The organism is Limnohabitans sp. INBF002, from assembly GCF_027924905.1.
In the GTDB taxonomy this organism is placed as follows: Bacteria; Pseudomonadota; Gammaproteobacteria; order Burkholderiales; family Burkholderiaceae_C; genus Limnohabitans.
Genome location: NZ_AP027055.1, coordinates 232,715 through 259,400 on the forward strand (window position 1 = coordinate 232,715; position 26,686 = coordinate 259,400).

The window sequence follows — 26,686 nt, forward strand, 5'->3', positions numbered from 1 at the left end:
ACAGCCCAATTACATGTTGCGTCGGTACTGCCCGCCCACCTCAAACAAAGCATTGGTGATTTGACCGAGTGAACACACACGCACCGCGTCCATCAACACCTCGAACACGTTGGCGTTATCGATGACGGCTTGTTGCAGGCGTTTGAGTTGCACAGCCGCCGCGTCTTTGTGGCGCGTGTGGAAGTCATTCAAGCGGTTCAGCTGGCTTTGCTTTTCCTCTTCGGTGGAGCGGGCCAGTTCGAGCTTGTCCATCACTTGCTCGCCATGTGGGTTGCGGAAGGTGTTCACGCCGATGATGGGCAGTTCGCCGGTGTGCTTGAGCATTTCGTAGGTCATCGATTCGTCTTGAATCTTGCCGCGTTGGTAGCCGGTCTCCATCGCGCCCAACACACCGCCGCGCTCGGCAATGCGTTCGAACTCGGCCAACACGGCTTCCTCCACCAACTCGGTGAGTTCTTCAATGATGAACGCGCCTTGGTTGGGGTTTTCGTTTTTGGCCAAGCCCCACTCGCGGTTGATGATGAGCTGAATCGCCATGGCACGGCGCACCGAGTCTTCCGTGGGCGTGGTGATGGCTTCGTCAAACGCGTTGGTGTGCAAGCTGTTGCAGTTGTCGTAAATCGCAATCAGCGCTTGCAGCGTGGTGCGGATGTCGTTGAACTGAATCTCTTGCGCGTGCAATGAACGGCCTGAAGTTTGGATGTGATATTTCAGTTTTTGTGAGCGCTCATTCGCGCCGTATTTTTCTTTCATGGCTACGGCCCAGATGCGACGTGCCACGCGGCCCATCACGGTGTACTCGGGGTCCATGCCGTTGCTGAAGAAAAAGCTCAGGTTGGGCGCGAAGTCGTCAATGTGCATGCCGCGCGCCAAGTAGGCTTCCACAAACGTGAAGCCGTTCGACAAGGTGAATGCCAATTGCGAAATCGGGTTCGCACCCGCTTCGGCGATGTGATAACCGCTGATGGACACGCTGTAGAAGTTGCGCACTTGGTTGTGCACAAAGTACTGCGCGATGTCGCCCATCACCTTCAATGAAAACTCGGTGCTGAACAAACACGTGTTCTGCCCTTGGTCTTCTTTCAAGATGTCGGCTTGCACCGTGCCGCGCACGTTTTGCATGACCCACTCTTTGATCTTCGCGGTCTCGGTTTCGGTCGGGTCGCGGCCGTTGTCCTTTTTGAACTTCTCAATGTTTTGGTCGATGGCGGTGTTCATGAACATCGCCAAGATGGACGGTGCAGGGCCGTTGATGGTCATCGACACGCTGGTGGTGGGGTTGCACAGGTCAAATCCGTCATACAACACCTTCATGTCGTCCAGCGTGGCCACGTTTACGCCCGAGTTACCCACTTTGCCGTAGATGTCTGGGCGTGGGTCTGGGTCGTTGCCGTAGAGCGTGACCGAGTCAAACGCGGTGGACAAGCGCTTGGCATCCATGCCCTCGCTCACCAGCTTGAAACGACGGTTGGTGCGGAAAGGGTCGCCTTCGCCCGCAAACATACGCGTGGGGTCTTCGCCCTCGCGCTTGAATGCAAAGGTGCCAGCGGTGTAGGGGTAGCTGCCGGGCACGTTGTCGAGCATGAGCCACTTCAAAATTTCGCCATGGTCTTCGTACTGTGGCAGTGCCACTTTGCGAATCACCGTGCCGCTGAGGGACTTGGTTGTGAGCGCGGTGCGAATCTCTTTGTCGCGAATCTTCACCACGTACTCGTCGCCCGCGTAGGCGGCTTGCATGTCGGGCCATTGGGCCAGCAGTTTGCGCTCTGCACCGCCTAGGTTTTCTTCACGCGCAAAGGCCAAGTCGATGGCGGCTTCTGAGGCTTTGGCGCGGCCTGGTTTGTCTTCGGCCAGCATGCGTGCGGCTTCGCGCAGTTGTTGAATTTCGCGGGCCAGTTTGGCTTGTGTGCGTGCGCGCTTTTTGTAGCCGCGCACGGTGTCGGTGATTTCGGCCAAATAGCGCGTGCGTGCGGCGGGCACGACGGGCGTTTGGTTGCTGCTGTGGCGCACGTTCACCAAGGGCAAACGGCCTTCTTTGAAGGTCAGGCCCAGCTCGGTCAAGCGGCCTTTGAGGGCTTGGTACAGCGCGGTCACGCCGTCGTCGTTGAAGCGCGCGGCCATGGTGCCAAACACCGGCATTTCTTCGGTCGGTGTGTGCCACGCTTCTTTGTTGCGTTGCACTTGTTTGGCCACATCGCGCAGCGCGTCGCTGGCGCCTTTGCGGTCAAACTTGTTGATGGCGATGAACTCGGCAAAGTCGAGCATGTCGATTTTTTCGAGCTGGCTGGCGGCGCCAAATTCGGGTGTCATCACGTACATGGGCACATCCACGTGCGGCACGATGGCGGCGTCACCTTGGCCAATGCCCGAGGTTTCCACAATGATCAAATCGAACCCCGCGCACTTGGTAGCGGCCAACACATCGGGCAAGGCCGCGCTGATTTCGCTGCCGAAATCGCGTGTGGCGAGTGAGCGCATGAACACGCGCTGTCCGCTGCTCCATGGGCCGATGGCATTCATGCGAATGCGGTCGCCCAGCAAAGCGCCACCGCTCTTGCGGCGTGAGGGGTCAATCGAAATCACAGCAATGCGCAATGCATCGCCTTGGTCCAAACGGATGCGACGCACCAGTTCGTCGGTGAGTGACGACTTGCCCGCACCGCCGGTGCCGGTGATGCCGAGCACGGGCACCTTGTGGTTGAGCGATTCTTTGCGCACGGCTTCGACCATCTTTTGGTCAGCCTTCTCGTTCTCAAGTGCGGTGATGAGCTGCGCCAATTTGCGCCACGCCATTTCGTCATGGCCTTGAATCTCTTTCACCGCTTTGGGTGCGTAGCCCGACAAGTCTTTGTCGCAGCGCATGATCATCTCGCCAATCATGCCTTGCAGGCCCATCTTCTGGCCGTCTTCTGGGCTGTAAATGCGTGTCACGCCGTAGGATTGCAGCTCGCGAATTTCGGGGGGCACGATCACGCCGCCGCCGCCGCCAAACACTTGAATGTGCTCGCCGCCGCGTTCGCGCAATAAATCGACCATGTACTTGAAGTACTCCACGTGGCCGCCTTGGTACGAGCTGATGGCAATGCCTTGCACGTCTTCTTGCAGCGCGGCAGTCACCACTTCGTCCACCGAGCGGTTGTGGCCCAAGTGAATCACCTCTGCGCCCATGCCCTGCAAGATGCGGCGCATGATGTTGATGGCGGCGTCATGCCCGTCAAACAAAGACGCGGCGGTGACGAAGCGCACTTTTTGCGTGGGCTTGTAGTTGGCAAGGGCTTGGAATTCGGCGGAAAGGTCTGACATCGAAGGCTCCGAAAAAACGGGAGTAAAGCGGAAAGGAACAAGTTTACGTTTACGTAAACGTCAATCATAGCGATTTGGCAGCTTTTGTGGGGAGGATTTGCCCTAATAAAAAAGCCGCAGGGCCAAAAGGCGCTGCGGCTTGGTCTGAAACCCGTGTGCGGTTTACTTAGGACCGTACAGGTAATCAGGCAACCAGAGGGTCAGTCCTGGCCAGATGTACATCAAAACCATGCAGATGATGACGATGAACATGTAAGGCATCATGCCCGCAAAAATTTGATTGATGGTCACATGCGGCGGTGACACCCCTTTCAGATAGAAGGCCGACATCGCCACAGGCGGTGACAAGAAGGCCGCTTGCAGGTTCACAAACACCAGCACGCCCCACAAGATTGGGTCGATCTGGAAGTGGGTGAGCAGTGGCAAGAAGATGGGCACAAAAATCACAATGATTTCGGTCCACTCCAGTGGCCAGCCCAGCACAAAGATCACGGCTTGTGACAGCAGCATGAACTGCAGCGGTGTCAGGTCCATCGCCATGACCCACTCTTCCACCAAGCGCTGACCGCCCAAGACGGCAAACACGGCAGAGAAGAGGGCCGAGCCCACGAACAACCAACACACCATCGAGGTGGTTTTGGCGGTCAAGAACACCGCTTGCTTGGTTTTGTCAAAGTCCAGCGAGCCAGACCACCAGGCCATGATGAATGCGCCTGTGGCGCCTACCGCTGCTGATTCCGTGGCGGTGGCCAATCCCAGCAAGATCACACCCAACACGACGGCCGTCAGGATGCCCAATGGCATCACCGACTTGACCAGCATGTTGAGAATCTCAAACTGTTCGGCATCAAAGCCTTTGTAGTACCAAGCCAGCAAGCCAAACAGAATCAGTGCGGTGCCCCAGAACCCGGTGTAGAAACCGTCAGGCACCGCAATCACCTTGTCTGCTTCCACCACTTCATCGCCCAGAGACACAGCGTCGTTGTTGGCTTCAGGCGCATCTGCCACTGAGTCGCCGCCCATCTCTTGCAGACCTTCAGGTTCTGCGGAGGTGGTGGTTTTCTCAGCCACGATGTCGGTGGACATCTGGACGATTTCAGTGCCAGCTTGCGCGTTGGCGGTGGCTTGCGAATAAATCACCACATACCACCACGACGTTGCCAGCATTGCCAACACGATGAACACAGGTGCCAACGCCATGCTGAAGCTGCGAACCAACAGGCCCCACGTCACGCGCACCTCTGACGTGCTGATTTGCAGCGCGCGGCCAGGCATCACGACGGCCTTTGCCAAGGCGGGCAGCATGCGTTTGGAGTATTGCTGGCCCAGCTTTTCTAGCCAAGGCGACACAGGTGCTTTGGTTTGGTCTTCAGGCAACTTAGGTGCAATCGATGGGTCAATCAACACCCAGCCGATGACGTAAATCAAATACAAGAAAGCCAAGAAGAAACCGGGGAACATGGCCGCTGCGTAGAGCTTCACCACAGACTGTCCGGCCACTGCGGCGTACACAATGATCATCACCGACGGTGGAATCAAAATACCCAAGGTACCGCCAGCCGTGATCACGCCTGCTGCCAAGCGTGTGTCATAGCCCGCATTCAGCATGGGGCGCATCGCAATCACGCCCATCAGCACCACCACAGCGCCCACCAAGCCGCTGGCAATGCCCCAGAAGGTGCAAATCACCAAGGTGGCCACGGCCAATGAGCCGGGCAAGCGACGGAAGGCCAACTGAACGCTGTGGAACATTTTGTCCACCAAGGCGCCCCGTTCCATCACATAGCCCATCAGCACAAACAGCGGAATGGACAGCAGTGTGTCGTTGGTCATCGCGCCATAGGTGCGTTGCACCATCAGGTTAAAAACGCGGTTGTCTAGCCAAGGTTGGCTGGGGTCGTAAAAGGCCGTGAAGCCAAAGGCCATACCTAAGCCCATCAGCGTGAACGCTGTAGGAAAGCCCATCATGATCACCACGATGATCAGACAGAGCATCGTTAGTCCGAGTGCTGGATCGCTCATTTGTGTTCTCCCATCGCGTGGCCACCGCGCTGATGGGCCTCTTCGTCAATATGGTGTGCGCGCTCAATGGCGTCACGTTTGTCTTCTTCACTGACATAAATGCTGGCAGACAACTGCTGCTCGACCACGTCAATCTCGTTGGCATCTTTCAAGCGTGCAGGCCATTCACCAGTTTTCAGGCAAACCACACAACGCACAATTTCAGCTAGCCCTTGCATCAAGACGATGAAGCCGGTGATCGGGATGATGGCCTTGAAGGGGTACAAAGGAATCGCGTCGGCGCTGTTCGTCATTTCACGAATGGCGATGGCGTCGCCGGCATAGGTCCAACCCGCCCATGTCAAGGCAATCACGCCTGGAATGAAGAACAGGATGTACAGCACAAAGTCAAGCGACGCTTGTGTGCGGGGCTTGGCGCTGCCGTAAAAAAAGTCGCCGCGAACGTGACCGTCTTGGCTCAGGGTGTAAGCACCGCACATCATGAAGGCGGTGCCGTAAAGCATGTTGCTGGCTTCGAAAATCCAAGCTGTAGGGGCGTTCAAGGCGTAGCGCTTGAAAACTTCGCCCATCACCATCACCATCAGCACAACGATCAACCATGCAAAGGCTTTGCCTACCCATGTGCTGATGCTGTCAACTGTGTGTAGCAGTTTCAGTGTGTTCATATCGTTCTTAAAAGTAAAGGGACTGAAGTTCTGTGATGCACAGAATTCAGTCCCATAAGTCAAGCTATCGCAGTCGTTCGGGCTTACGCCTTTTTGGCTCCGAAGAAGTGGTTCACCGCCATGCGACGGTTCACCACGGTGTCTTGCTCCCACTTCACAGCGCGCTGTGCGAACGCTTTTTGTGAAGCCACGATCTCTTTGAACATGGGGTTCTCGGCAGACTTCTTCTCCAAGATTTCAGACCAAATTTTGAGCTGGTCTTGCAAGATGGAGTCAGGTGTCTTGTAGAACTTGACCTTGTCTTTGGTTTGCAGCTCGGCGTAGTCTTTGGAATAACGGTCCACAGACTTCCATGACATGTCTGCAGACGCAGCTTCTGTCGCGATGGCAATCACAGACTTCATCTTGGCTGGCAACGCGTCGTACTTGTTCTTGTTGAACATGATTTCGAACGTTTCTGCGCTTTGGTGATAGCTTTGCAGCATGCACACTTTGGACACGTCTGGGAAGCCCAAGATACGGTCAGAGGTGGCGTTGTTGAACTCGGCGCCGTCCAGCAAGCCGCGGTCCATCGCTGGCACGATCTCGCCGCCTGGCAAGGCGTTCACAGCCGCACCCATGGTGGTGAACAAGTCAATGGCCAAACCGTTGGTGCGGAACTTCAAGCCTTTGAAGTCAGATGTTTTGGTGATTGGCTTTTTGAACCAGCCCAGAGGTTGCGTGAACATCGGGCCGTACAAGAATGATTGCACGTTGCCGCCGATAGACGCGTACAACTTGGCCAGCAGCTCAGCGCCACCGCCGTATTTGTGCCAAGCCAAAACCATGTTGGCATCCATACCGAAAGCGGGGCCAGAGTTCCATAAGGCCAATGCGTTTTGCTTGCCATAGTGGTAGCCCAACACGCCGTGACCGCCGTCCAAGGTGCCTTTAGACACGGCTTCCAGCAAGCCGAAAGCGGGCACCACAGAACCTGCGGGCAACACTTCGATCTTCAAATCGCCGCCCGTCATGTCGTTGACCTTCTTCGCGTAGTCGAGCGCGTACTCGTGGAAGATGTCCTTGGCTGGCCACGTGCTTTGCCAACGCATGTTGATCGGGCCAGATTGGGCCTTGGCGATCATGGGGGCTGAAACGGCACCGGCTGCAACAGCGGCGCCTTTCAGTACGTTACGGCGAGCAGTTGTCTTTTTGGTATCGGTCATGGGGAAGTCTCCTAGTTTTTTGTCAAAGACATGAAAGGGAACAGTGATTCTTATCCCCACTTCATTTTTATTGACAAGGGTTTTCCCCGGAACCATGCGTGAAAAGCCGCCAATTTGTCTCCTTGGGGACGAGGCGCTTCTATACTGAGAACCAACTTCTTTCGCTTTATAAATATGAGCAATAACCAGCTTGGCTATGCAGGCGACATCACCCCTGAAACTGCCAACGAGTGGATGCAGTCTGGCGCTGCCGTGATGATTGACGTGCGCACCGAGGCCGAATTGGCATGGGTCGGTTTTGTGCCGGGCGCTGTGTCTGTGCCTTGGAAAAAATGGCCAGGCATGGCCATGAATCCCGCGTTTGACGACGCCGTGTGCGCGGCTGCCAACGGCAAAAAAATAGTGCTCTTGTGCCGCAGTGGTGTGCGCTCTGTCGCAGCTGCTCAACGCGCCACCGAGCTGGGTCTAGAGGCCTACAACATCCTCGAAGGTTTCGAGGGCGATGCCAATGCAGACGGCCATCGTGGCACCCAAGGCGGCTGGCGCATGCGCGGCTTGCCTTGGCGCCAAAACTAATTCACACACCTATGACATTCCTTGCACTCGATGTGGGCAACACACGCCTCAAGTGGGGCCTGTATGACAGCCCCGCACCCGGCGCCACACTGCTGGGCCACGGCGCGGTGTTTTTAGAAAACATTGACCGCTTGGCCGACGAAGACTGGCGCGAGCTGCCAGAGCCCACGCACATGCTGGGCTGCATCGTGGCGGGCGAAGCCATTCGCCGTCGCGTTGAAGAACAAATGGAGCTGTGGGACATCTCCCCCCACTGGGCCGTGTCGTCTGCTGCCGAAGCTGGCATGACCAATGGCTACGACCACCCCACACGCTTAGGTGCAGACCGCTGGGTGGCCATGATCGGCGCGCACGCGCGCATGCTGCAGCAAGTCAACGGCGGTGCGCCCAAACCCATGGTGGTCGTCATGGTGGGCACAGCTGTCACGGTAGAAGCCATCGATGCAAGCGGCAAGTTTTTGGGCGGCCTCATCTTGCCCGGGCACGGCATCATGCTGCGCGCTTTGGAGTCGGGCACTGCGGGTTTGCGCGTGCCCACGGGCGAGGTGTGCGAGTTCCCCACCAACACCAGTGATGCGCTGACCAGCGGCGGCACCTACGCCATTGCTGGCGCAGTTGAGCGCATGGTGCAACACGTGCGCCAACACTGCGGCGCCGAGCCTGCGTGCTACATGACCGGTGGTGCGGGTTGGAAGATGGCCCCCAGCATGTCGGTGCAGTTTGAGCTGGTCGACTCGCTCATCTTTGATGGTTTGTTAGAAATTGCCAAACACCGCTTGGACCACCCCACACCTGTGTGGCCGTCACGCGGTTTGTACTGAGCAGCACTTTACGGGATAGCCCTTCATGACAGAGGACTAGGGCAGCGGCTAGACTCAAGGCCATGAAAGTCCTTGATTCACTCACCAAGCAAGCTTCCTCCATCGCGGCCATTCGCCGCGATATCCACGCCCACCCCGAGCTGTGTTTTGAAGAAATTCGAACCGCCGATTTGGTGGCGCAAAAGCTGACCGAGTGGGGCATCCCCATCCATCGCGGCATGGGCAAAACAGGCGTGGTGGGCATTTTGAAATGTGGCACGAGTGATCGTGCCATAGGCCTGCGCGCCGACATGGACGCCTTGCCCATGCAAGAGTTCAACCAATTCGCTCACGCCAGCCAACACGCCGGCAAGATGCACGCTTGCGGCCACGATGGCCATGTGGCCATGCTCTTGGCTGCTGCGCAATATTTGTCTAAGCACCAAAACTTTGACGGCACGGTGTACTTCATCTTCCAACCCGCAGAAGAGGGCGGTGGTGGTGCCCGCGAAATGATGCGCGATGGCTTGTTCGACAAGTTCCCCATGCAAGCCGTCTACGGCATGCACAACTGGCCCGGCCTGAAAGAAGGCCAGTTTGCCTTGAGTGCGGGCCCTGTGATGGCGTCAAGCAATGAATTCAAAATCACCATCCACGGCAAAGGCTGCCACGCTGCGCTGCCCCACAACGGCATCGACCCTGTGTTGGTGGCCTGCCAAATGGTGCAAGCCTTTCAAACCATCATCAGCCGCAACAAAAAACCGGTGGATGCTGGCGTGATCTCGGTCACCATGATCAACGCAGGCGAAGCCACCAACGTCGTGCCCGACCACTGCGAGCTACAAGGCACCGTGCGCACCTTCAGCATCGACGTGCTTGACATGATCGAGCAACGCATGCGCGACATCGCCACCCACACCTGCGCCGCCTTTGGCGCCACCTGCACCTTTGAGTTTGAACGTAACTACCCGCCCACCATCAACCACCCTGCTGAAGCCAACTTTGCACGCGAGGTGATGGCCGACATCGTGGGCGCGGACAACGTGCTGGCCCAAGAACCCACCATGGGCGCAGAAGACTTTTCGTACATGCTGCAAGCCAAACCCGGTGCGTATTGCTTCATCGGCAACGGCGACGGCGTGCATCGTGAGATGGGGCATGGCGAAGGACCGTGTACTTTGCATAACCCTAACTACGACTTCAATGATGCATTGATTCCGTTGGGGGCCACCTATTGGGTCAAGCTGGTCGAAGCCTCGTTGCGATAAAAAAGCCCGCATCAAGCGGGCTTTTTCTGGTGGCTTGCTGTTTCGCCAATTGGGGTCAGAACCTAATTATTTAACTCACACTCGGTGTGAGTTGCATTGATTCAGTAAGCCGAGAGAAGCGCGTTCAAATGCTCTTTATGCTCCGCTGTCGCATAAGGCAGCAACAAGCCCAACACACTCTTAGCCCCTCGCAGCAACGACGCTTGTGCGCTTTCTGGCTCTAGCGCATGGCGTGGGTTGCGCACGTATTCGTAGCTCAGCCACCAAGTCAGCATCACCACCATGTGCGTGGCGGTGGCTTCGCGCTCAGACACCGTAATGGCCAGCGCACCATCGTGTTCTAGGCTATCCAGCAAGGTGCGAAACGCCGTGGTTTTGTGCAGTAGCGCGTCTTTGATGTGGGTTTCAAGCTTGCGGTTTTTGCTGAGCAGATCGTTCAAGTCGCGGTACAAAAAGCGGTATTGCCAGACCAGCTCAAACAGCGTGTGCATGAAAAACCAAGCGTCTTCCACGTCATGCACGCCGGGTGCCGCCTCTAGCAACTCATCCAGCGCCGCCTCGTAGCGGTTGTACAGCGCGGTGACCAGCTCTTCTTTGGCGGGGTAGTGGTAATACAGGTTGCCGGGGCTGATGTTGAGCTCTGATGAGATCAATGTGGTCGACACATTGGGCTCGCCAAAGCGGTTAAACAGGTCGAGCGTGACCTCCAAAATCCGCTCAGCGGTACGGCGTGGCGCTTTCTTTGCCATGGTTCTTAATCGGGGTCAGCGCCCAATTATTTCTTGGCCGTTTTCTTAGCTGGCGCTTTCTTTGCGGTAGTTTTTGCAACCGTTTTAGCAGTTGCCTTAGGTTTGGCGCCTAGCTGCGCCTCAAGCGCCGCCACACGTGCATGCAGTGCCTGCATCTCGGCGGCAGTTGGTAGCCCCAAGCTGTGCAGCGCTTTGGCCACACGTTCCTCAAAAATACCTTCCAGCTTGCCCCATTGCCCAGTGGCGCGCTCGCTCAGCGTGTGCGCGGCTTGCGTGGCTTTTTGCGTGGCCTCAGCCAGTTTCTCTTCGGCGGTGGTGTGCACCTTGCGCTGCATGGTGATGCCGTCGCTCACCAGCTTCTCAAAGGCTTTGGTACCGTCCTCTTGCGCTTTGGCAAACGCGCCCAAACCAGCGAGCCAAATTTGCTGCGCTTGTTCTTTCACGTTGTCAGACATAGCTGCGGGGTCAAAAGGGTTTTTGGTAGACATCTTTGCAAGCTTTCAAACAAAACATAAAACTGCACTTTAACGCTGTGTGCAGCCAAACACCATAGGAAGTTTAGTTAGACTCATCAAACAATGAACAGCGAAACGCCAGACACAACCCACACCGCTTGGTACGTCGTCCACACCAAGCCCCGTCAAGAAACGCGCGCCCTAGAAAATTTACAAAACCAAGGCTTCGACTGTTTCTTGCCGATGATGCAGGTGCAAAAGCTGCGCAACCAACGCGTGCAAAACGTGGCCGAGCCCATGTTCAGCCGCTACCTGTTTATCCAGCTTGACGACACCACGCAAAACTGGGGCCCCATTCGTTCTACCCTGGGCGTTAGCAAGCTGGTGAGCTTCGGCCCCCAGCCCGCCAAAGTGCCACCCGAGTTCATCGACTTTTTAAAAGAGGCCCCGCCCGAAGCTCTAGCACACATGTTTGCCCCAGGTGACGCGGTGCAAATCGCCAATGGCCCTCTGCAGGGTTTGGAGGGTAAATACATCGCGCATGATGGCGAAACCCGAGCTTTTGTGCTGGTCGATTTGTTGGGCCAGCCACAAAAATTACGCATGGCTATCGAGAGCTTGCGAGTGAGTTTATAAATATATAAATATAAAAATGAAAATATATTTCATTGCAACGAATCAAAAAGAGCTCATATCCGTCGCATTGCATACTATCTTGATGAGTATTTGACAGATAATCTATTTTTGCTCATGAGCGAAAGGGCGGTAGCGTGCCCAGCCCTTTATTTATATAGCTTTGCCAGTGTCTGCTAATTCTTTGTTAACCATCCCTGAGCACATTGCCATCATCATGGACGGCAATGGCCGCTGGGCACAAAAACGCCACATGCCCCGCACCGTGGGTCATGCCAAGGGCGCATCGGGTGTCAAAGCGCTGGTTGAGTCTTGCGCTCAAAAAGGCATCAAATACCTCACCCTTTTCGCCTTCAGCACCGAAAACTGGAAACGCCCCGCCGACGAGGTGTCTACCCTCATGGGCCTGTTTGTGCAGTACCTTGAAAAAGAAATGGGGGCCTTGGCCGCAGCAGGTGTGCGCCTCAAGGTTATTGGCGATGTGGCGGGGTTCCCCGCTGAGCTGCAAACCCGAATCCGTGCTGCAGAGGCTGCCACGCAAGACAACCAAGCCATTACCCTCACTGTGGCTGCCAACTACGGCGGCCAGTGGGATATGGTGCAAGCCGTTAAAAGCTGGCAAGCAGCCAACCCAGGCGCAGACGTGGCAAGCCTCACGCAAGAGCAGCTTGCCCAACACCTCAGCACTGCAGGCATGCCCGACCCAGACTTGCTCATTCGCACAGGCGGCGAGCAGCGCATCAGCAACTTTTTGCTATGGCAGGCTGCCTACGCAGAGTTGTATTTCACTGACGCCCTATGGCCCGAATTTGACGGGGCCGAGCTAGCCAAGGCGCTGCACTGGTACGCTACCCGTGAGCGCCGTTTTGGCAAAGTTACCCACACCCACGTAAAAGAAGCCGCATGACAGAACAAGCCTTTGAACACGAAGATGAAATAAGCTTTCTAGACATCTTGGTCACCTTGGCCGAGTCGTGGAGGCTGTTGGTATTTGGCCCCTTGATTGCTGGAGTGTTGGTTGGGGGTTTAAGCTTTTTGTGGCCTAAAACTTTTGAGTCTGTCTCCATCGTCCGATTGACTGAGCAAGAGCTGGCCTTGATCAACTCTGCCCCCGTTCTAGATCCGATCATTGAAAAATTTGGCTTGTTGCCTGAGTTTGACGGCATTCAAGACGATGCCCGTCAGTATCTAACCAAAAAGCTGGTAGGCAAGCTCGATAAAAAAACAGGCCTAGCCACCATCACTGCGGCTGCCAGCACGCCTGAGCGTGCGCAAGAGCTAGGCAAGGCGGCTATGGATGCTTTGTTGAAAGAGCTGCTACCCAAAGGTAAAAACAAAGACCAGGGGGAGCACAAATTCTGTCGAACGAACGCATCATTGCCAGTTCTGCTGACGCTATTGAGCAGCTGCAAAAGCAAATTGGCAAAGCGGGCCAAAACGATGCGGACCTAGAGGTGGTGATGAAGTATTACGCGTCGTTAACTGCCGAAGTGGCTAAGAAAGAGCTTGAAAACATTGAGCTGAAAAAGAGCTTGGCTGTGCGCGGTGATGAGGTATATGTGCAGCAGGCTAGTCTGCCGCAGCGTAAAGTTTCGCCAAAACAAGTGCTGGTGGCGCTACTTGCAATGTTGTCGTCGTGTTTTGCTTTACTTATTTTTGTGTTTATTCGTAAAGCATGGCAATCAACCGTGCGAGATCCGATTGCTTCAGGGAAGGTCCAGTTAATCAGACGTTTACTCTGTGCAGGGAGAGACTAATTTGGATGCAAGTATAAGTTTTGATGGCGTGCTATGCCAATCTCAGCTTCGAAGTGGGATGTAGAGAGCTAAAAATAGAGAGTTAAAAAAGCCTTGTCCTCGACAATCTTGAGGTGCTTGTGCGCAAGAGTTAATAGGTAGTACCCAAAGACGACGAGATTTGCTACAAGAAAGTTGGTGTCGAGCAATTTTCGTGACTTATTTAGACTGGGTTGTAATAAAAAATAAAAAGTACTTGCTCTTTTAATGTTGAATTTTTAAGCTATTAAAACTGTGGACTTTATCAGCAACTCGGAAAATTATGAAAATAATAAAGCAGTCGAAAAATATTAATCCAAAGGTAAGTTGGTTGATTTGCTCGCATGTACTAGATTTACTATTATACGAATCGTTAGATTCCTGTTTTGTTCAATCTTATTCTGATTTTGAAATGATTTTCGTTTGCAATGGCGATTTGAGTGAGAAGATTGCTCAAAATTTATTGGTAAAGTATGCTAACGAGGATCGGTTGACTATTGTTACTAGTAATTTAAAGTATTTGACTCATAGTTTAAATTTGGGTCTTGATTTGTGTAGGGCTGAGCTCGTTGCCAGAATGGATGCCGATGATAGATGTGTACAGGATAGATTAAAAATACAAATGGAATATATGAACCAACATCCTGAAGTATGTGTGCTTGGGAGTTATTTCAGGATAATTGATAAGAGTGGACTGATTAAAGAGATAATAAGATTGCCATATACAGATTCAGGCATAAGGAAAGCATTGTTTTGGCGAAATCCTATTTGTCACCCAAGCGTAATTTATAGAAAAAACGAAATTTGTAAGGTTGGCGGCTACATGGGGGGGCTCCAATCGGAAGATTATGATTTATGGATTAGATTGGCGCAAAATAACTTGTTAAAATTCGCGGCAATTGAAGAGCCGCTGCTGCTATATCGATCGATGAGTTCGAGTGATGCAAGAAAATCAAAGTATGCATATGCGGCCATGGCTAGCGCACAACTACGATTATTTGTTGTCACCTTGAATCTAAAATGGCTGCTTGGAGCTGGAGCTACCATTATTAAGCGTTTACTTTGGGTGCGTAAGAAGCAAATGAATTAAAAATTAAATTTCTGAAGATATGCGTCTCATCATGAAATCATTGATAAATTTTTTTTCATTAATTGTTATTATCGGATTTCCTCGCTTCCCTGAGTCTGACATCCCCTTGTGTGTTGTTTTACTTCCTTTTTATTGGCGAGTATTAATTGATGGATTTTTGTTAGAATCAATTAAACGGTCATTATTTTGCTCAATGGCTGTGTTTGTGTATGGAGTATGTGTTTGGTTAATTCATGATGCTTCAGATTTTTTGGATTTTAAGTTTCTATTCGTATTGTTTGCTAAATGCGTATTGACCATATGTAGTGCAATTGTCGTGGTCGAGTTGATATGTAGAAATAAAAAGATTTTATTAATTTGGATTTGTGTGCAATCAATATTAATTTTTCTCTCGATTGGTAGTGCGCCAGTATTCGATTTCTTAGTTTTGTTTTCAGGCGCTGCTGGTTACGATGTTTATAGCCAAATTGGAGGACTGAGGGGCATCGGTTTTGGTGTTGTTCATGTATATGGAGCATATACAATAGTTTCTGCATGCGCACTTTATATTATGTATGAGCATGTAAATTTCTTTAAGAAGATATTTTTAATCGCCTCCTTATTGTTAAGTTTTTTTGTTGCAAGAACTGCTTTAATTGTTGCTGCGGTTCTTTTGATTTTTAAATCAACTTTCCGATTTTTAGTGGTGATATTCCTTTACTACTGCGCATCATATGCATTTTATTTGTATGGAAATACTGATAGCATTTTATATCAAATACTTGAGCCTGGTGTGAACTATTTCGGTAGCGGCGAGATTTATACAGCTAGCACTAATGCAAATCTGGAAATGATAAAGTTTCCAACTGATCTTTTTGGGTGGCTTGCTGGCTACGGTAAATTTTTTGATGAGGGTCTTTTTTTTGAAAATACAGACTTGGGTTATTCAAGATTAACTTTATATGGTGGTATTGGGTTTTTAAATTTATATTTAATTGCGAATATCTATCCTGTTGTAAAAGGGTGGTTGCTGGTAAATAAGATTAATAATAGTAGCAAAGATGATTATAAAATCTTGCTTTTTGTTTATGCAATCTCTTTTCTCGTCGTTAATGCGAAAGGAATAATTGATATTGGTTTGTTTTCGTATGTGGCAATGCTTCTTGCTCAAAAGAGTCTGGTCTCGGTGAGGCAATATGAATAAGGGATTGCTCAATGCATATTGTTATCAAATTTTGTGGCAGTTGCCTAATTTGGTTATTATTCCACTTCTTGCGCCATTTGTCGAGTCGAATTCCATAGTCGGAATAACAAAACTATTTTTTATAGTTGCATTGATTTACGTAATTTCAGATTGGGGGCATTCAACATTGGGTGCTCAAAAGTTAGTGGAGGTAATTGGCTCAGAAAATAAACTTGATAAAATTTTTATCAAAGGAGAGAGCCTTCGAGTTATTAATTGTTTGATATCCATGTCTATTTTTTATTTGGCACTCGCCAATGGCGCTCTGCAAGAAGGGCGGGAGGGGTATCAGCAATTTCTTAGTCTTGTTGGAATTGCGTCCGCATCGCAGTTGATTTTTCCCAATTGGGCAATTGTGGGGTTCCAATGGTATTCCAAGGTAAATTTAACCTTGCTGAAAATGAGGTTGGTGACATTGATAATTTTGTTTGGATCTATTTTTTCAAACGTTCCAATTTATGACTGTTTTCTGATGTACTACATTGCTTTACTGCTATTTACTCTAGCGATACGTTATAAATTTACTAAGGTAAATAGGCTGTCTTTTTTTATCTTTAATGCAAGATCATTTGTGAGGCTTAAGTTTACAGATTTTAACCCTGGCCTTATTTATGTTCTTGGTGGTATTTCATCTTACCTTACGCTAAATTCTGGAGTTTTTTTTGCTGATTATTTTCTGGGGAAACCTCTTGCTGCATCGTATGCAACTGCGGAGCGGTTACTTGCTGCTGTCAGAGCCGTTTATTTACCGTTTGTACAGTTCACTTTTGTTAAAATTTCTCGAAAATCCTCATTGATATCTGGCCAATATCAAGGTAAAACTCGCGAAAATTTGCATATTACTAGATCTAGGCTGTATATAAGTTTTCTTTATGCTGGATTGGTATTAATTATTGGAGAGATATATTTTTATATATTCTATGTAGATCCAGTCGCACTTTTGTGTTTTAGAATTTTAATTGTGGGCTTGGCTTTCTTGGGGATTTCACATCATTATGTAACGTTTATGTTGCTTGGCCGTGGGCATCGCTTTTTGTGGATTTCTGGGTTATTTGCTGCCTTGATTGTGTATGTTGGCATTGTTGTGTCGTTGGTTTTTTTCGGATTGATGAATATCTTCATTATTCCTGGGGCTGTCGTAGTGGCTGAGCTTATTTTGCTTCTGTATGGGTTTCTTTTTTCAATTTTCTTTTTAAGGAGTGGTTATAAATGAGTGAATACAATGTTGATTTTTATGAAAAAATGTCAGGAGGTGCAGAGGCTTCAGCAAAGATAATGCTCCCATCTTTTTTTCAATTGATTAGTCCAAAAGTTATAATCGACTTGGGTTGCGGTGTCGGATGTTGGTTGCGTGTTGCGAAAAAGTTAGGTTGTACTGCAGTATTGGGTTTTGATGGCGCATATGTAAATAAAAACCAATTACAAATTGATGAGTCTGAATTTTTTTCGGTAGACCTTTTGCAAGATACCCCTGATGTGCACAAGGCCGATTTAGCCTTGTGCATGGAGGTCGCGGAACATTTGCCAGCCTCTAGAGCGGATGCTATCGTGAAATTTTTATGTGCTTCGGCAGATGTTGTGCTTTTTGGTGCAGCAATACCTGGGCAGGGTGGTGCACATCACATAAATGAACAATGGCAATCTTATTGGGTTGAAAAATTTTCAAATAAAGGATTTTCACACTCAATCAAAATTAGAGACGAATTTTGGAATGATCAAAATGTTGCTGTTTGGTATAAGCAAAATTCCTTGGTTTTCATAAATAGTTCGCGTGCAGATCTTCTTGAGAAATTCGAAGTGCAAACTTCTCAAGGAATTATAGATGTTGTTCATCCTGATTTGTATTCTCTTAAAATGAGGCGTTATGGCGTATTGGAAAAAATCCTTACGTTGATGCAACGTTATTTAAATTATTTGCGGTCAGTGATTCGATAAATTACGTATTTAATATTTATTAAGTTTTTAGCTGATTATTAATGAAGAGTCGGTTACTTATAGCAACTACCGTGCCGGAAACAATGGCTGTGATCTTGCGAGATCAGCCACGATTTTTGAGTCAACATTTTGAGGTGGCGTTGGTCACAAGTCCTGGCTGCGAATTAAACAGACTGGCTCATGAGGGTGTTTCTGTACATGTGGTGCCTATGCGGCGCGGCATCAGTCCGCTTCAGGATTTTGTGTCTGTTTGTCGCATGGTTTTGCTGATGTTTGAACTGCGCCCGGAGATCGTTCATTCTTATACGCCTAAAGCTGGCTTGGTTTGCATGTTAGCAGCGTGGTTATGTCGTGTGCCGATTCGAGTCCATACTTTCACTGGCTTGATTTGGCCTACTAGGCAAGGCTGGAAACAGCGTATGTTAAAAACAGTAGATAGCTTGTTGTGCGCTTGTGCTACGCACATTGTTCCCGAAGGTCGGGGTGTACTGCAGGATCTTCAGGCGGGGCAGATCACCAGCAAGCCGCTTTATGTGATTGGGCACGGTAATGTTGCTGGTGTGGATGTCGAATATTTCTCACCGCATGCATCAGGTTTAGAGTACGCATGTGCTCAGTTGCGCCTGCTGTACAAGATCGAAAAAACTGACTTTGTTTATGCATTTGTTGGGCGCTTAAATCGGGATAAGGGCGTCAATGAATTGCTTGCTGCCTTTGAAAACTTGCCAAATCACAGTCGTCTGATTGTCGTAGGCGGCTTGGATGACACTGCCCCTGTCAGCAACCAAGCCATGAGCACGCTGACGTCGCATCCACGCATTCATTGGGTGGGATTTCAGCACGATATTCGTCCAGCCTTATTGGCTGCTGATGTGCTCGTGCTGCCCAGTTATCGGGAAGGTTTCCCCAATGTGGTGCTGCAAGCTGGCGCCATGGAGCGGCCGGTTGTGGCCACTGACATTAGTGGTTGCAATGAAATCATTGCTCCAGGCCTGAATGGCTGGCTGGTTCCTGTTAAAAATACGCAAGCGCTTACGTTGACCATGCGCCAAGCGTTGAATACACCGGTAACGAGTCTGCAAGCCATGGGGCGATCTGCACGTAAGCGCGTTGTTGAGCGCTTCGAGCGAGGGGAGCATTGGCGTCGTATGTTGGCATTTTACAGTTCGCTGGATATTCGAACGCGGCCATTTCAAACGATGCACAAGGACGAGTAGGTAATGTTTAAACAAGATGGAGTAGGGATGAAACGGTTATTCGACTTGCTCGTTTCATTTGTGGCTTTGATGTTCTTCGCGGTGCCGTTGTTTGTATTAGTCTTGCTGATCCGGTACAAGATGGGCAGCCCTGTACTGTTCACGCAAGCGCGGCCAGGATTACGTGGTAAACCTTTCAAAATGGTCAAGTTTCGCACAATGAGATGCATTTGTGATGAAAGTGGAGTTTTGCTGCCCGATGCTCAGCGCCTCACGTCATTTGGCCGCTTTTTACGTTCCACCAGTCTGGACGAGTTGCCCGAGTTATGGAATGTGTTGCGCGGTGAGATGAGTCTGGTCGGGCCCCGCCCTTTGCTCATGGAATATTTGCCGCTCTATTCGCCCGAGCAGGCTCGCCGCCACGAGGTGCGCCCAGGTATCACGGGCTGGGCGCAGGTCAATGGCCGCAACGCTATTAGCTGGGCAGACAAGTTTGCGTTAGACGTTTGGTATGTGGACCACTGCAGTCTGTGGCTGGATGTGCGTATTTTGTGGCAAACGGTGCGCAAGGTATTGGTGCGTGATGGCATCAGTGCGGCAGGGGATGCCACTATGCCTAGGTTTGAGGGCAACGAGTCATGAAGCGATATGCCATTTTTGGGGCCAGTGGTTGTGGCCGTGGCGTGTTGCCTTTGGTGCGCCAGCAGTTGCAGACCGCTTTGGCGGCGGGTGATGCCGATCTGGTGTTCGTGGACGACCACCCGCCAGCGCCTGTGGTCAACGGGCAACGGGTGTTTACCTATGCGCAGTGGCTGAGCGAGTCCGCCAGCAGTCGCCACATGAATGTGACCATTGCTAACAGTCAGGTGCGCCAGAAGCTGGTGCAGCGCTGCGAGGCCGATGGGGTGCATTTTTTTGAGGCACGGGCGGCCAATGTGGTGCAGCTCGACGATGTGCAGTTGGGTGAGGGCGCTGTGTTGTGCCCCTTTGTCACGCTCACCAGCAACATTCGCATTGGCAAACATTTCCACGCCAACATTTACAGCTATGTCGAGCATGATTGCATGTTGGGCGACTTCGTGACTTTGGCCCCTGGCGTGATGTGTAACGGCAATGTGCATATTGAGGACCATGCCTACATTGGCGCAGGCGCGGTGATCAAGCAGGGCCTGCCCGGTGCGCCATTGGTCATTGGCCGTGGCGCGGTGGTGGGCATGGGCGCGGTGGTGACCAAGAGCGTGCCACCGGGCGTGACGGTGGTGGGCAATCCGGCGCGACCGTTGATTAAAAACTGAAGAAACCAATGCTGAACACTTCCTTTTCCCCCTGGCCCAGTTTTACCCCCGAAGAGGCCGACGCGGTGCACCGCGTGGTGATGTCCAACAAGGTGAACTATTGGACGGGTGCCGAGACCCGCGAGTTTGAAAAAGAATTTGCCGCTTGGTGTGGCACGGCGCATGCCGTGGCCCTGGCCAATGGCACGCTGGCGCTGGATGTGGCGCTGAAGGCTTTGGGCGTAGGGCCCGGCGACGAGGTGGTGGTGACGCCGCGCACCTTCATTGCATCAATTTCGTGTGTGGTTAATGCTGGAGCGGTGCCTGTGTTTGCCGATGTGGAAGCGGACAGCGGCAATGTGTCGGCTCGCACGATTGAGGCTGCGCTGTCGCCTCGGACCAAGGCTGTGGTGTGTGTGCATTTGGCTGGTTGGCCTTGCGACATGGACCCAATCATGGCGTTGGCCGCTGAGCGTGGTTTTGCAGTGATTGAGGATTGCGCTCAGGCGCATGGAGCGAGGTACAAGGGGCGGCCAGTGGGCAGCATGGGTCATGTGGGGGCTTGGAGCTTCTGCCAGGACAAGATCATGACTACGGGCGGCGAGGGGGGCATGGTGACGACCAATGACGAGGCGCTGTGGCGTGCAATGTGGTCTTACAAAGACCATGGCAAGAGTTATGAGGCAGTGTATGAACGCAAGCACCCGCCGGGTTTCAGGTGGTTGCATGAGAGTTTTGGCACCAATTGGCGCATGCTGGAGATGCAAGCTGCGATTGGACGGATTCAGCTGAAACGCATGAATGATTGGGCCGCTGCTCGCAAACACAATGCGCTGGCCATTTGGGCAGCTTGCGCTGAGTTTGCGGCATTGCATGTTCCGCAGGTTAAGTGCGCGAGCTGCCCAAGTGGCTGCGCAGCCGAGGGCGCGGCTTGTGAGCATGCGCACTACAAGTGCTATGTCTATGTACAGCCAGGGCGTTTGGCTTCTGGGTGGTCGCGTGACCGTGTCATCGAGGCGATTAGCGCAGAGGGGGTGCCTTGTTATCAAGGTTCTTGTTCTGAGGTGTATTTAGAAAAGGCGTTTGACAACACAGGCTGGCGACCGAATGCTCGATTACCTGTAGCTCGTGAGTTGGGTGAAACGTCAATTATGTTTTTAGTACACCCAACGTTGACAGAGGCCGAGATAGATAAAACGTGTGAAGTCATCCGAAAAGTGGTGCTTCAGGCCAGTGTCTGAGGCTGCATCAGTGTGTTTTCAGTTTTGAAATGAACTTATCTTTTTTAACTAACCTTTTGTTGATGCTGCCACGTCCCGTAAAGCGGGCTTTGGCTTTGGGGGCAGATGCATTTATTTGCGCCATCACGGTGTGGATGGCGTTTAACTTGCGTTTAGAGGCATGGACGTCTTGGTCGCATGCGCACTTCATTGCCTTTGTAGGGGCGGTTGCTTTTGCTTTGCCAGTGTTTATTGTGTTTGGCCTTTACCGCGCCATCTTCCGTTATGCGGGCTTGCCCGCGCTGATGACGGTGCTAAAGGCTGTGGCGCTTTACGCTGTGCTTTATTGTTTGGCGTTTGCTGTGGTGGGTGTGCCCGGCGTGCCGCGCACAGTGGGCGTTTTGCAGCCACTGTTGTTGTTGCTTGGCATCACGCTGTCTCGAGCGTTTGTGCGTTATTGGTTGGGCGGTATTTATCTGGGCATCGTGCACCGCGAGCGTTTGCCACGGGTGTTGATTTATGGCGCAGGCTCGGCAGGGCGGCAATTGGCTGCGGCCCTCAAAACTAGCCCCGAGTTGGTGGTGGTGGGTTTGTTAGATGACGATGCCCGCTTGCATGGGCAGGTGCTCAATGGGTTAAAAATCTACGACCCCGCAGCCATCGTGGCCTTGGTGGCCAAGCTGCGTGTCACGCAGGTGTTTTTGGCCATCCCTTCGGTATCACGTGGGCGGCGTAACCAGATATTAGAGCTGGTGCGCTCGGCCCATGTGCAGGTGCGGACCTTGCCAGGGGTGCTAGAGCTGGCCCAAGGCAAGGTGCAGGTATCTGACCTGAAAGAGCTGGACATTGAAGACTTACTGGGCCGCGACCCCGTGCCTCCCAACCCGCTGATGCTGGCCAAAAACATCACGGGAAAGGTAGTGATGGTGACGGGGGCCGGTGGCTCGATTGGTTCAGAATTATGCCGGCAAATTGTGAAGGCTAGGCCTGCAGTGCTACTGCTGGTTGAGCTGACTGAGTATGCGCTGTATGCCGTAGAGCATGAGCTGCAAAGCTTGGTTTCAGACGCGTGGATGGGCGATGTTCGATTGTTGCCGTTGCTGGCCAATGTGCGTGATGCATCGCGCATGGAAGAAATATTGCGCACATGGAAGCCGCATACGGTGTACCACGTAGCAGCCTACAAGCATGTGCCACTGGTCGAGCACAACCCGGCAGAGGGCGTAAAGAACAATGTGCTGGGTACATTAAATACTGCACAGTTAGCAGCCGCGCACGGGGTGCGTGACTTTGTGCTGATCAGCACCGACAAAGCGGTGCGCCCCACCAATGTGATGGGCACCAGCAAGCGCTTGGCCGAAATGGTGTTGCAGGCTCAGGCTTTGGCCATGTCCGATGCCGGTGGCAAAACGTGTTTCAGCATGGTGAGGTTTGGCAATGTGTTGGGCTCATCTGGCTCAGTGGTGCCCCTGTTTCGCAAACAAATCAAAGACGGTGGCCCCATTACCCTAACGGACGAGCGTATTACCCGCTACTTCATGACCATCCCAGAGGCAGCGCAGCTAGTGATTCAGGCTGGTGCGATGGCCAGCGGTGGAGATGTGTTTGTGTTGGACATGGGTGAGCCCGTCAAAATTATTGACCTTGCCAAGCGCATGGTCGAGTTGTCGGGTTTGACGGTAAGAGATGATGCCAACCTAAATGGCGACATAGAAATACAAGTGACAGGCTTGCGCCCCGGCGAAAAGCTGTACGAAGAGCTGCTGATTGGCGACAACCCGCTGCCCACCAGCCATGCCCGAATCATGAAAGCGCATGAAGACTTTTTACCTTGGGGCGAGCTGCAAAGCAAGTTGGCAGCCCTAGGCCTAGCGCTAGACGCCAACGATGTAGCGCTGATTCGCACCTTACTTAAAGGCCTCGTACCCGGCTACCAGCCCGAGGGCGAAGTGGTGGACTGGGTATATTTGGCAAACAACCCAACCAAGACCACATCGCCATGACACACACAGAAGCAGCCACAGCAATGCCTCAAACACCGCGCCATGCCCAAATAGCGATGGCCATGGTTTGTTTATTAGGCATGGCCGTATTCACCTCGGTGGCATTTACCAATATTGCGGTGTTGGGGCTGGTGTTGTTGGCCCCTTTTGCTTGGCGTGATTATTTAAAAACCAAGCAAGTGATAGAGCCCGATGCCAAGCTGTTTTTGGGCTTTGTATTGGCCCTGTGCGTGTGGGATGTGTGCACCAATGTGTTGGCGGGTTTTGGTTTGGGTGCTGCGCTGAAAGACCTGCTGCATGACTTGCGCACGCTGGGTTTTGTGGTGGTACTGTGGGCGGTGTTTGTTAACCCACGCGTGGCGCGTGTGGCGTTTTGGGCATTTGCTGGCAGTGTGTTGCTGTTGGGCAGCTTGAACTTGCTGCTCACGCTAACGGGCTATGTGCCGGAAGGCGAATATTTCACAACAGGGTACATGCGTATGTCGCACATGTCGCATATGTATGGGCAGGCGCTGGTGGGCTTGGTGTTTGTGCTGGCTCAAATGTGGCTGGTACGCCCGCAGTTGGCGTGGCGCGTGGCTGTGCCCTTGGTTTTGCTGGTGGCTTCTTTGTTCTTGGCTAGCGAGCGCCGTACAGGTTGGCTGCTTTTGGCCTCAGGGTTTGGGGTTTGGGGCCTGTTAAATGCCAAGCGTTTGTTCGTGGGCAAATACAAATGGTTGCTGTTGCTGGCTGTGGTGGGTGTGATGGGCGTGGTGTCCACTTCGGATGTGGTGCACCGACGCATGGCCTTGGCTGCCGTTGAGTTTGGCCAGTATCTAGCCATGACCCCGCAAGAGCGCTCGGCTGCCGTGTTTGGCTCGGTTTCGGTGCGCATGCAATACGCAGCCACAGCATGGGAAACTATTAAGCAAAGCAACTGGTGGGTGGGGGTGGGTAGTCTCGGTTTTTCGCAGGCCTATCAGGCGGCCGCAACAGCGCTAGGGGTAGCCCCGCAGTCTTGGGCAACATATAACTGGGGTAATCCACATAACGAGTACCTGTACATGCTGGCCACCACAGGCGTGGTGGGGTTGGCTTTGTATTTGGCCATCTTCGTCCAAGCTTGCCGTGTTGCATGGAGCAAAACAGACGAGGTGCAACGCATTGGGTTGGTGATGTTTGTGTTTTTGTTCATGCTCAGCATCACCACCAACTCCATGATGATTGATATGGAGGAGGGGCATTTCACCCTGTTGATTTTGTTGGTCTTTTTGGCTCCTAAGTCGCTTGAATTGGCCAAGCCACAAACACAAACTCTTTAAATTAGGAAATAGCAAATGACCATTCTTGTCACAGGCTGCGCCGGTTTCATTGGCAGTAATTTTGTTCACACATGGTTGTTGTCGTCAATTGAGCCCGTGGCCAACCTAGACAAGCTCACCTACGCAGGCAATTTGGCCAATTTGGACGCCCTCAAAGGCGACTCGCGTCATATCTTTGTGCCGGGCGACATTGGCGACCGTGCTTTGGTTTCTAAACTGCTGGCCGAACACAAGCCCCGTGCCGTGCTGAACTTTGCCGCAGAAAGCCATGTCGACCGCTCTATCCATGGCCCTGGTGATTTCATTGAAACCAACGTGGTGGGCACGTTCAACTTGCTTGAAAGCGTGCGCGCTTATTGGCAAGAGTTACCCGAAGCTGAAAAAACAGCTTTCCGCTTTTTGCATGTGTCGACCGACGAGGTGTATGGCACTTTGCTTCCTACCGACCCGCCGTTTGCCGAGACCAAGACCTACGAACCCAACAGCCCGTACTCCGCCAGCAAGGCCGCCAGCGACCACCTGGTGCGCGCATGGCACCACACCTATGGCTTGCCTGTGTTGACCACCAATTGCAGCAACAACTATGGGCCTTATCATTTTCCAGAAAAGCTGATTCCTTTGGTGTTGCTCAACGCCTTGGCTGGCAAGCCGTTGCCCATTTATGGCGATGGCCAGCAAGTGCGCGATTGGTTGTATGTGCAAGACCACTGCCGCGCCATTGCTCGCGTGTTAGAAGCTGGCAAAGTAGGCGAGACCTACAACATTGGTGGCTGGAACGAAAAGCCCAATCTGGAAGTGGTCAACACCTTGTGCGCCGTGCTGGACGAGCTGCAACCCCGTGCAGACGGCAAGCGCTACGCCGAGCAAATTACTTACGTCAAAGACCGCCCCGGCCACGACCGCCGCTACGCCATTGACGCCCGCAAGATTGAACGCGAGCTGGGCTGGAAGCCCCAAGAAACGTTTGAGACGGGCATTCGCAAAACAGTGGAATGGTATTTGGCCAACCAAGCATGGGTAGAAGGTGTGACCAGTGGTGCTTACCGCCAATGGGTGGGCAAGCAATACGGCGCGTAGGGCCTGGCGATGAAAATTTTGCTACTCGGCAAAAACGGCCAAGTGGGCTGGGAGCTGCAACGCAGCTTGGCTCCTTTGGGCGAGGTGTTGGCACTTGACCGACACAGCACCACCTATTGCGGCGATCTAAGTCAGCCCGACAAGCTGGCGCAGACAGTGTTGGCCTACAAGCCAGACTTCATCGTGAATGCTGCTGCACACACGGCAGTCGACAAAGCAGAGTCAGAGCCCGAGCTAGCCCGTCTTCTCAATGCCGAGGCGCCCGCAGCTTTGGCTAAAGCGGCGGCACAGATAGGCGCATGGTTGGTGCATTACTCGACCGACTATGTGTTTGACGGCAGTGGTAGCCATGCACGCGAAGAGGGTGAGGGTGCAGGCCCACTCAACGTCTATGGCCAAACCAAGCACGAAGGCGAACAAGCCATTGCGGCCAGTGGCTGCAAGTATTTGATATTTCGCACCAGCTGGGTGTACGCGGCGCGCGGTGGCAACTTTGCCAAAACCATGCTGCGTTTGGCCCAAGAGCGCGACAAGCTCACGGTCATCAACGACCAGCATGGCGCACCCACGGGCGCAGACTTGATTGCCGACATCACCGCACACGCCATGCGCCGTGTGCTGAATACGCAAAATATTTCTTTGGGTGGCGTGTACCACTTGGTGGCTTCCGGGGAAACCACTTGGCATGGTTATGCCAGCCATGTGATCGCACAGGCCAAACGTATGAGCCCTGATTTGCCTTGGAAAGTCAGCGATATCGCACCCGTGCCAACCGCTGCATTTGCTACACCTGCCGCACGACCATTCAACTCGCGCTTGTGCACAAACAAGCTGCAGCAAGCTTTTGGCCTGGTGCTGCCACCGTGGCAACAGGGCGTAGACCGCATGCTGACCGAAATACTCTAAATAAGAAGCAC

At 52.4% G+C, this 26,686-nt stretch carries 25 protein-coding genes; 19 read left to right on the forward strand and 6 right to left on the reverse strand.

All coding sequences use genetic code 11. The features are described 5' to 3' along the window. Positions 1-9 precede the first annotated feature (9 nt). The 4 genes from icmF to QMG15_RS01250 form a co-directional block, all read right to left on the reverse strand. Positions 10-3,303 (reverse strand): fused isobutyryl-CoA mutase/GTPase IcmF, encoded by a 3,294-nt coding sequence (icmF, locus tag QMG15_RS01235; RefSeq protein ID WP_281789110.1) that lies wholly within the window; start codon positions 3,301-3,303, stop codon positions 10-12. A gap of 162 nt (positions 3,304-3,465) precedes the next feature. Continuing rightward, complete coding sequence (locus tag QMG15_RS01240) at positions 3,466-5,298, reverse strand: TRAP transporter large permease subunit (RefSeq protein ID WP_281789111.1); 1,833 nt, start codon at positions 5,296-5,298, stop codon at positions 3,466-3,468. 23 nt (positions 5,299-5,321) lie between these two features. Then, the gene (locus tag QMG15_RS01245; protein WP_281789112.1) at positions 5,322-5,990 is read right to left on the reverse strand and encodes a TRAP transporter small permease subunit; all 669 of its coding nucleotides are present in this window, start codon (positions 5,988-5,990) and stop codon (positions 5,322-5,324) included. Between the two features lie 83 nt (positions 5,991-6,073). Next, the gene (locus QMG15_RS01250) at positions 6,074-7,195 is read right to left on the reverse strand and encodes a C4-dicarboxylate ABC transporter (protein ID WP_281789113.1); all 1,122 of its coding nucleotides are present in this window, start codon (positions 7,193-7,195) and stop codon (positions 6,074-6,076) included. Positions 7,196-7,369: 174 nt separating this feature from the next. Between QMG15_RS01250 and QMG15_RS01255 the strand changes: the two genes are divergently transcribed. From QMG15_RS01255 to QMG15_RS01265, 3 genes are all read left to right on the forward strand, one after another. Beyond that, positions 7,370-7,771 carry a rhodanese-like domain-containing protein gene (locus QMG15_RS01255; protein WP_281789114.1) on the forward strand — a complete coding sequence of 134 codons (402 nt, stop codon included), beginning with the start codon at positions 7,370-7,372 and terminating at the stop codon, positions 7,769-7,771. An 11-nt stretch (positions 7,772-7,782) separates the two neighbouring features. Further along, positions 7,783-8,592, forward strand: a complete 810-nt coding sequence (locus QMG15_RS01260; protein ID WP_281789115.1) for a type III pantothenate kinase — start codon at positions 7,783-7,785, stop codon at positions 8,590-8,592. Between the two features lie 62 nt (positions 8,593-8,654). After that, complete coding sequence (locus QMG15_RS01265) at positions 8,655-9,839, forward strand: M20 aminoacylase family protein (RefSeq protein WP_281789116.1); 1,185 nt, start codon at positions 8,655-8,657, stop codon at positions 9,837-9,839. 101 nt (positions 9,840-9,940) lie between these two features. Here the strand turns inward: QMG15_RS01265 and QMG15_RS01270 are convergent, their stop codons facing one another. Together QMG15_RS01270 and QMG15_RS01275 are read right to left on the reverse strand one after the other, a co-directional pair. Beyond that, positions 9,941-10,588 carry a TetR/AcrR family transcriptional regulator gene (locus tag QMG15_RS01270; protein ID WP_281789117.1) on the reverse strand — a complete coding sequence of 216 codons (648 nt, stop codon included), beginning with the start codon at positions 10,586-10,588 and terminating at the stop codon, positions 9,941-9,943. Between the two features lie 26 nt (positions 10,589-10,614). After that, positions 10,615-11,076 (reverse strand): phasin family protein, encoded by a 462-nt coding sequence (locus QMG15_RS01275; RefSeq protein WP_281789118.1) that lies wholly within the window; start codon positions 11,074-11,076, stop codon positions 10,615-10,617. Positions 11,077-11,166: 90 nt separating this feature from the next. Here QMG15_RS01275 and rfaH point away from each other — a divergent pair, with 90 nt between their 5' ends. The 16 genes from rfaH to rfbD all read left to right on the forward strand — a co-directional run bounded on the left by rfaH (position 11,167) and on the right by rfbD (position 26,675). Then, complete coding sequence (rfaH, locus tag QMG15_RS01280; protein ID WP_281789120.1) at positions 11,167-11,679, forward strand: transcription/translation regulatory transformer protein RfaH; 513 nt, start codon at positions 11,167-11,169, stop codon at positions 11,677-11,679. A 160-nt stretch (positions 11,680-11,839) separates the two neighbouring features. Beyond that, positions 11,840-12,583: a polyprenyl diphosphate synthase gene (uppS, locus tag QMG15_RS01285; protein ID WP_281789121.1), complete on the forward strand. Its 744-nt coding sequence runs from the start codon at positions 11,840-11,842 to the stop codon at positions 12,581-12,583. Further along, positions 12,580-13,128, forward strand: coding sequence for a hypothetical protein (locus tag QMG15_RS01290; RefSeq protein WP_281789122.1), 549 nt, complete (start codon positions 12,580-12,582; stop codon positions 13,126-13,128). The genes uppS and QMG15_RS01290 overlap by 4 nt, the downstream gene beginning before the upstream one ends. 8 nt (positions 13,129-13,136) lie before the next feature. Beyond that, complete coding sequence (locus QMG15_RS01295; protein ID WP_281789123.1) at positions 13,137-13,433, forward strand: hypothetical protein; 297 nt, start codon at positions 13,137-13,139, stop codon at positions 13,431-13,433. A 301-nt stretch (positions 13,434-13,734) separates the two neighbouring features. After that, the gene (locus QMG15_RS01300) at positions 13,735-14,541 is read left to right on the forward strand and encodes a glycosyltransferase (RefSeq protein ID WP_281789124.1); all 807 of its coding nucleotides are present in this window, start codon (positions 13,735-13,737) and stop codon (positions 14,539-14,541) included. A 31-nt stretch (positions 14,542-14,572) separates the two neighbouring features. After that, positions 14,573-15,724 carry a hypothetical protein gene (locus tag QMG15_RS01305; RefSeq protein WP_281789125.1) on the forward strand — a complete coding sequence of 384 codons (1,152 nt, stop codon included), beginning with the start codon at positions 14,573-14,575 and terminating at the stop codon, positions 15,722-15,724. After that, on the forward strand, positions 15,717-16,976 hold the full coding sequence (locus QMG15_RS01310) for a hypothetical protein (protein WP_281789126.1): 1,260 nt from the start codon (positions 15,717-15,719) through the stop codon (positions 16,974-16,976). The genes QMG15_RS01305 and QMG15_RS01310 overlap by 8 nt, the downstream gene beginning before the upstream one ends. Next, positions 16,973-17,698, forward strand: coding sequence for a methyltransferase domain-containing protein (locus QMG15_RS01315; protein ID WP_281789128.1), 726 nt, complete (start codon positions 16,973-16,975; stop codon positions 17,696-17,698). Before QMG15_RS01310 ends, QMG15_RS01315 begins: the two co-directional genes overlap by 4 nt. Before the next feature lie 116 nt (positions 17,699-17,814). Next, positions 17,815-18,915 (forward strand): glycosyltransferase family 4 protein, encoded by a 1,101-nt coding sequence (locus tag QMG15_RS01320; RefSeq protein WP_281789129.1) that lies wholly within the window; start codon positions 17,815-17,817, stop codon positions 18,913-18,915. 27 nt (positions 18,916-18,942) lie between these two features. Continuing rightward, complete coding sequence (locus QMG15_RS01325) at positions 18,943-19,536, forward strand: sugar transferase (RefSeq protein WP_281790053.1); 594 nt, start codon at positions 18,943-18,945, stop codon at positions 19,534-19,536. After that, positions 19,533-20,189, forward strand: coding sequence for an acetyltransferase (locus tag QMG15_RS01330; protein ID WP_281789131.1), 657 nt, complete (start codon positions 19,533-19,535; stop codon positions 20,187-20,189). The genes QMG15_RS01325 and QMG15_RS01330 overlap by 4 nt, the downstream gene beginning before the upstream one ends. Positions 20,190-20,197: 8 nt before the next feature. After that, positions 20,198-21,409 carry a DegT/DnrJ/EryC1/StrS aminotransferase family protein gene (locus QMG15_RS01335; RefSeq protein ID WP_281789132.1) on the forward strand — a complete coding sequence of 404 codons (1,212 nt, stop codon included), beginning with the start codon at positions 20,198-20,200 and terminating at the stop codon, positions 21,407-21,409. Positions 21,410-21,471: 62 nt separating this feature from the next. Next, positions 21,472-23,391 (forward strand): nucleoside-diphosphate sugar epimerase/dehydratase, encoded by a 1,920-nt coding sequence (locus tag QMG15_RS01340; RefSeq protein WP_281789133.1) that lies wholly within the window; start codon positions 21,472-21,474, stop codon positions 23,389-23,391. Continuing rightward, positions 23,388-24,692, forward strand: a complete 1,305-nt coding sequence (locus QMG15_RS01345) for an O-antigen ligase family protein (protein ID WP_281789134.1) — start codon at positions 23,388-23,390, stop codon at positions 24,690-24,692. The genes QMG15_RS01340 and QMG15_RS01345 overlap by 4 nt, the downstream gene beginning before the upstream one ends. 15 nt (positions 24,693-24,707) lie before the next feature. Then, a complete protein-coding gene (gene rfbB / locus QMG15_RS01350) occupies positions 24,708-25,769 on the forward strand; it encodes a dTDP-glucose 4,6-dehydratase (RefSeq protein WP_281789135.1) in 1,062 nt (353 codons plus the stop codon). A 9-nt stretch (positions 25,770-25,778) separates the two neighbouring features. Then, positions 25,779-26,675: a dTDP-4-dehydrorhamnose reductase gene (rfbD, locus tag QMG15_RS01355; RefSeq protein ID WP_281789136.1), complete on the forward strand. Its 897-nt coding sequence runs from the start codon at positions 25,779-25,781 to the stop codon at positions 26,673-26,675. Positions 26,676-26,686: the final 11 nt, after the last annotated feature.

Coding starts and splice junctions, on each gene's coding strand:
- icmF (WP_281789110.1), bottom strand. CDS start 3,303: ATGTCAGACCTTTCCGCCGAATTCCAAGCCCTTGCCAACTACAAGCCC.
- QMG15_RS01240 (WP_281789111.1), bottom strand. CDS start 5,298: ATGCTCTGTCTGATCATCGTGGTGATCATGATGGGCTTTCCTACAGCG.
- QMG15_RS01245 (WP_281789112.1), bottom strand. CDS start 5,990: ATGAACACACTGAAACTGCTACACACAGTTGACAGCATCAGCACATGG.
- QMG15_RS01250 (WP_281789113.1), bottom strand. CDS start 7,195: ATGACCGATACCAAAAAGACAACTGCTCGCCGTAACGTACTGAAAGGC.
- QMG15_RS01255 (WP_281789114.1), top strand. CDS start 7,370: ATGAGCAATAACCAGCTTGGCTATGCAGGCGACATCACCCCTGAAACT.
- QMG15_RS01260 (WP_281789115.1), top strand. CDS start 7,783: ATGACATTCCTTGCACTCGATGTGGGCAACACACGCCTCAAGTGGGGC.
- QMG15_RS01265 (WP_281789116.1), top strand. CDS start 8,655: ATGAAAGTCCTTGATTCACTCACCAAGCAAGCTTCCTCCATCGCGGCC.
- QMG15_RS01270 (WP_281789117.1), bottom strand. CDS start 10,588: ATGGCAAAGAAAGCGCCACGCCGTACCGCTGAGCGGATTTTGGAGGTC.
- QMG15_RS01275 (WP_281789118.1), bottom strand. CDS start 11,076: ATGTCTACCAAAAACCCTTTTGACCCCGCAGCTATGTCTGACAACGTG.
- rfaH (WP_281789120.1), top strand. CDS start 11,167: ATGAACAGCGAAACGCCAGACACAACCCACACCGCTTGGTACGTCGTC.
- QMG15_RS01290 (WP_281789122.1), top strand. CDS start 12,580: ATGACAGAACAAGCCTTTGAACACGAAGATGAAATAAGCTTTCTAGAC.
- QMG15_RS01295 (WP_281789123.1), top strand. CDS start 13,137: ATGAAGTATTACGCGTCGTTAACTGCCGAAGTGGCTAAGAAAGAGCTT.
- QMG15_RS01300 (WP_281789124.1), top strand. CDS start 13,735: ATGAAAATAATAAAGCAGTCGAAAAATATTAATCCAAAGGTAAGTTGG.
- QMG15_RS01305 (WP_281789125.1), top strand. CDS start 14,573: ATGAAATCATTGATAAATTTTTTTTCATTAATTGTTATTATCGGATTT.
- QMG15_RS01310 (WP_281789126.1), top strand. CDS start 15,717: ATGAATAAGGGATTGCTCAATGCATATTGTTATCAAATTTTGTGGCAG.
- QMG15_RS01315 (WP_281789128.1), top strand. CDS start 16,973: ATGAGTGAATACAATGTTGATTTTTATGAAAAAATGTCAGGAGGTGCA.
- QMG15_RS01325 (WP_281790053.1), top strand. CDS start 18,943: ATGAAACGGTTATTCGACTTGCTCGTTTCATTTGTGGCTTTGATGTTC.
- QMG15_RS01330 (WP_281789131.1), top strand. CDS start 19,533: ATGAAGCGATATGCCATTTTTGGGGCCAGTGGTTGTGGCCGTGGCGTG.
- QMG15_RS01335 (WP_281789132.1), top strand. CDS start 20,198: ATGCTGAACACTTCCTTTTCCCCCTGGCCCAGTTTTACCCCCGAAGAG.
- QMG15_RS01340 (WP_281789133.1), top strand. CDS start 21,472: ATGCTGCCACGTCCCGTAAAGCGGGCTTTGGCTTTGGGGGCAGATGCA.
- QMG15_RS01345 (WP_281789134.1), top strand. CDS start 23,388: ATGACACACACAGAAGCAGCCACAGCAATGCCTCAAACACCGCGCCAT.
- rfbB (WP_281789135.1), top strand. CDS start 24,708: ATGACCATTCTTGTCACAGGCTGCGCCGGTTTCATTGGCAGTAATTTT.
- rfbD (WP_281789136.1), top strand. CDS start 25,779: ATGAAAATTTTGCTACTCGGCAAAAACGGCCAAGTGGGCTGGGAGCTG.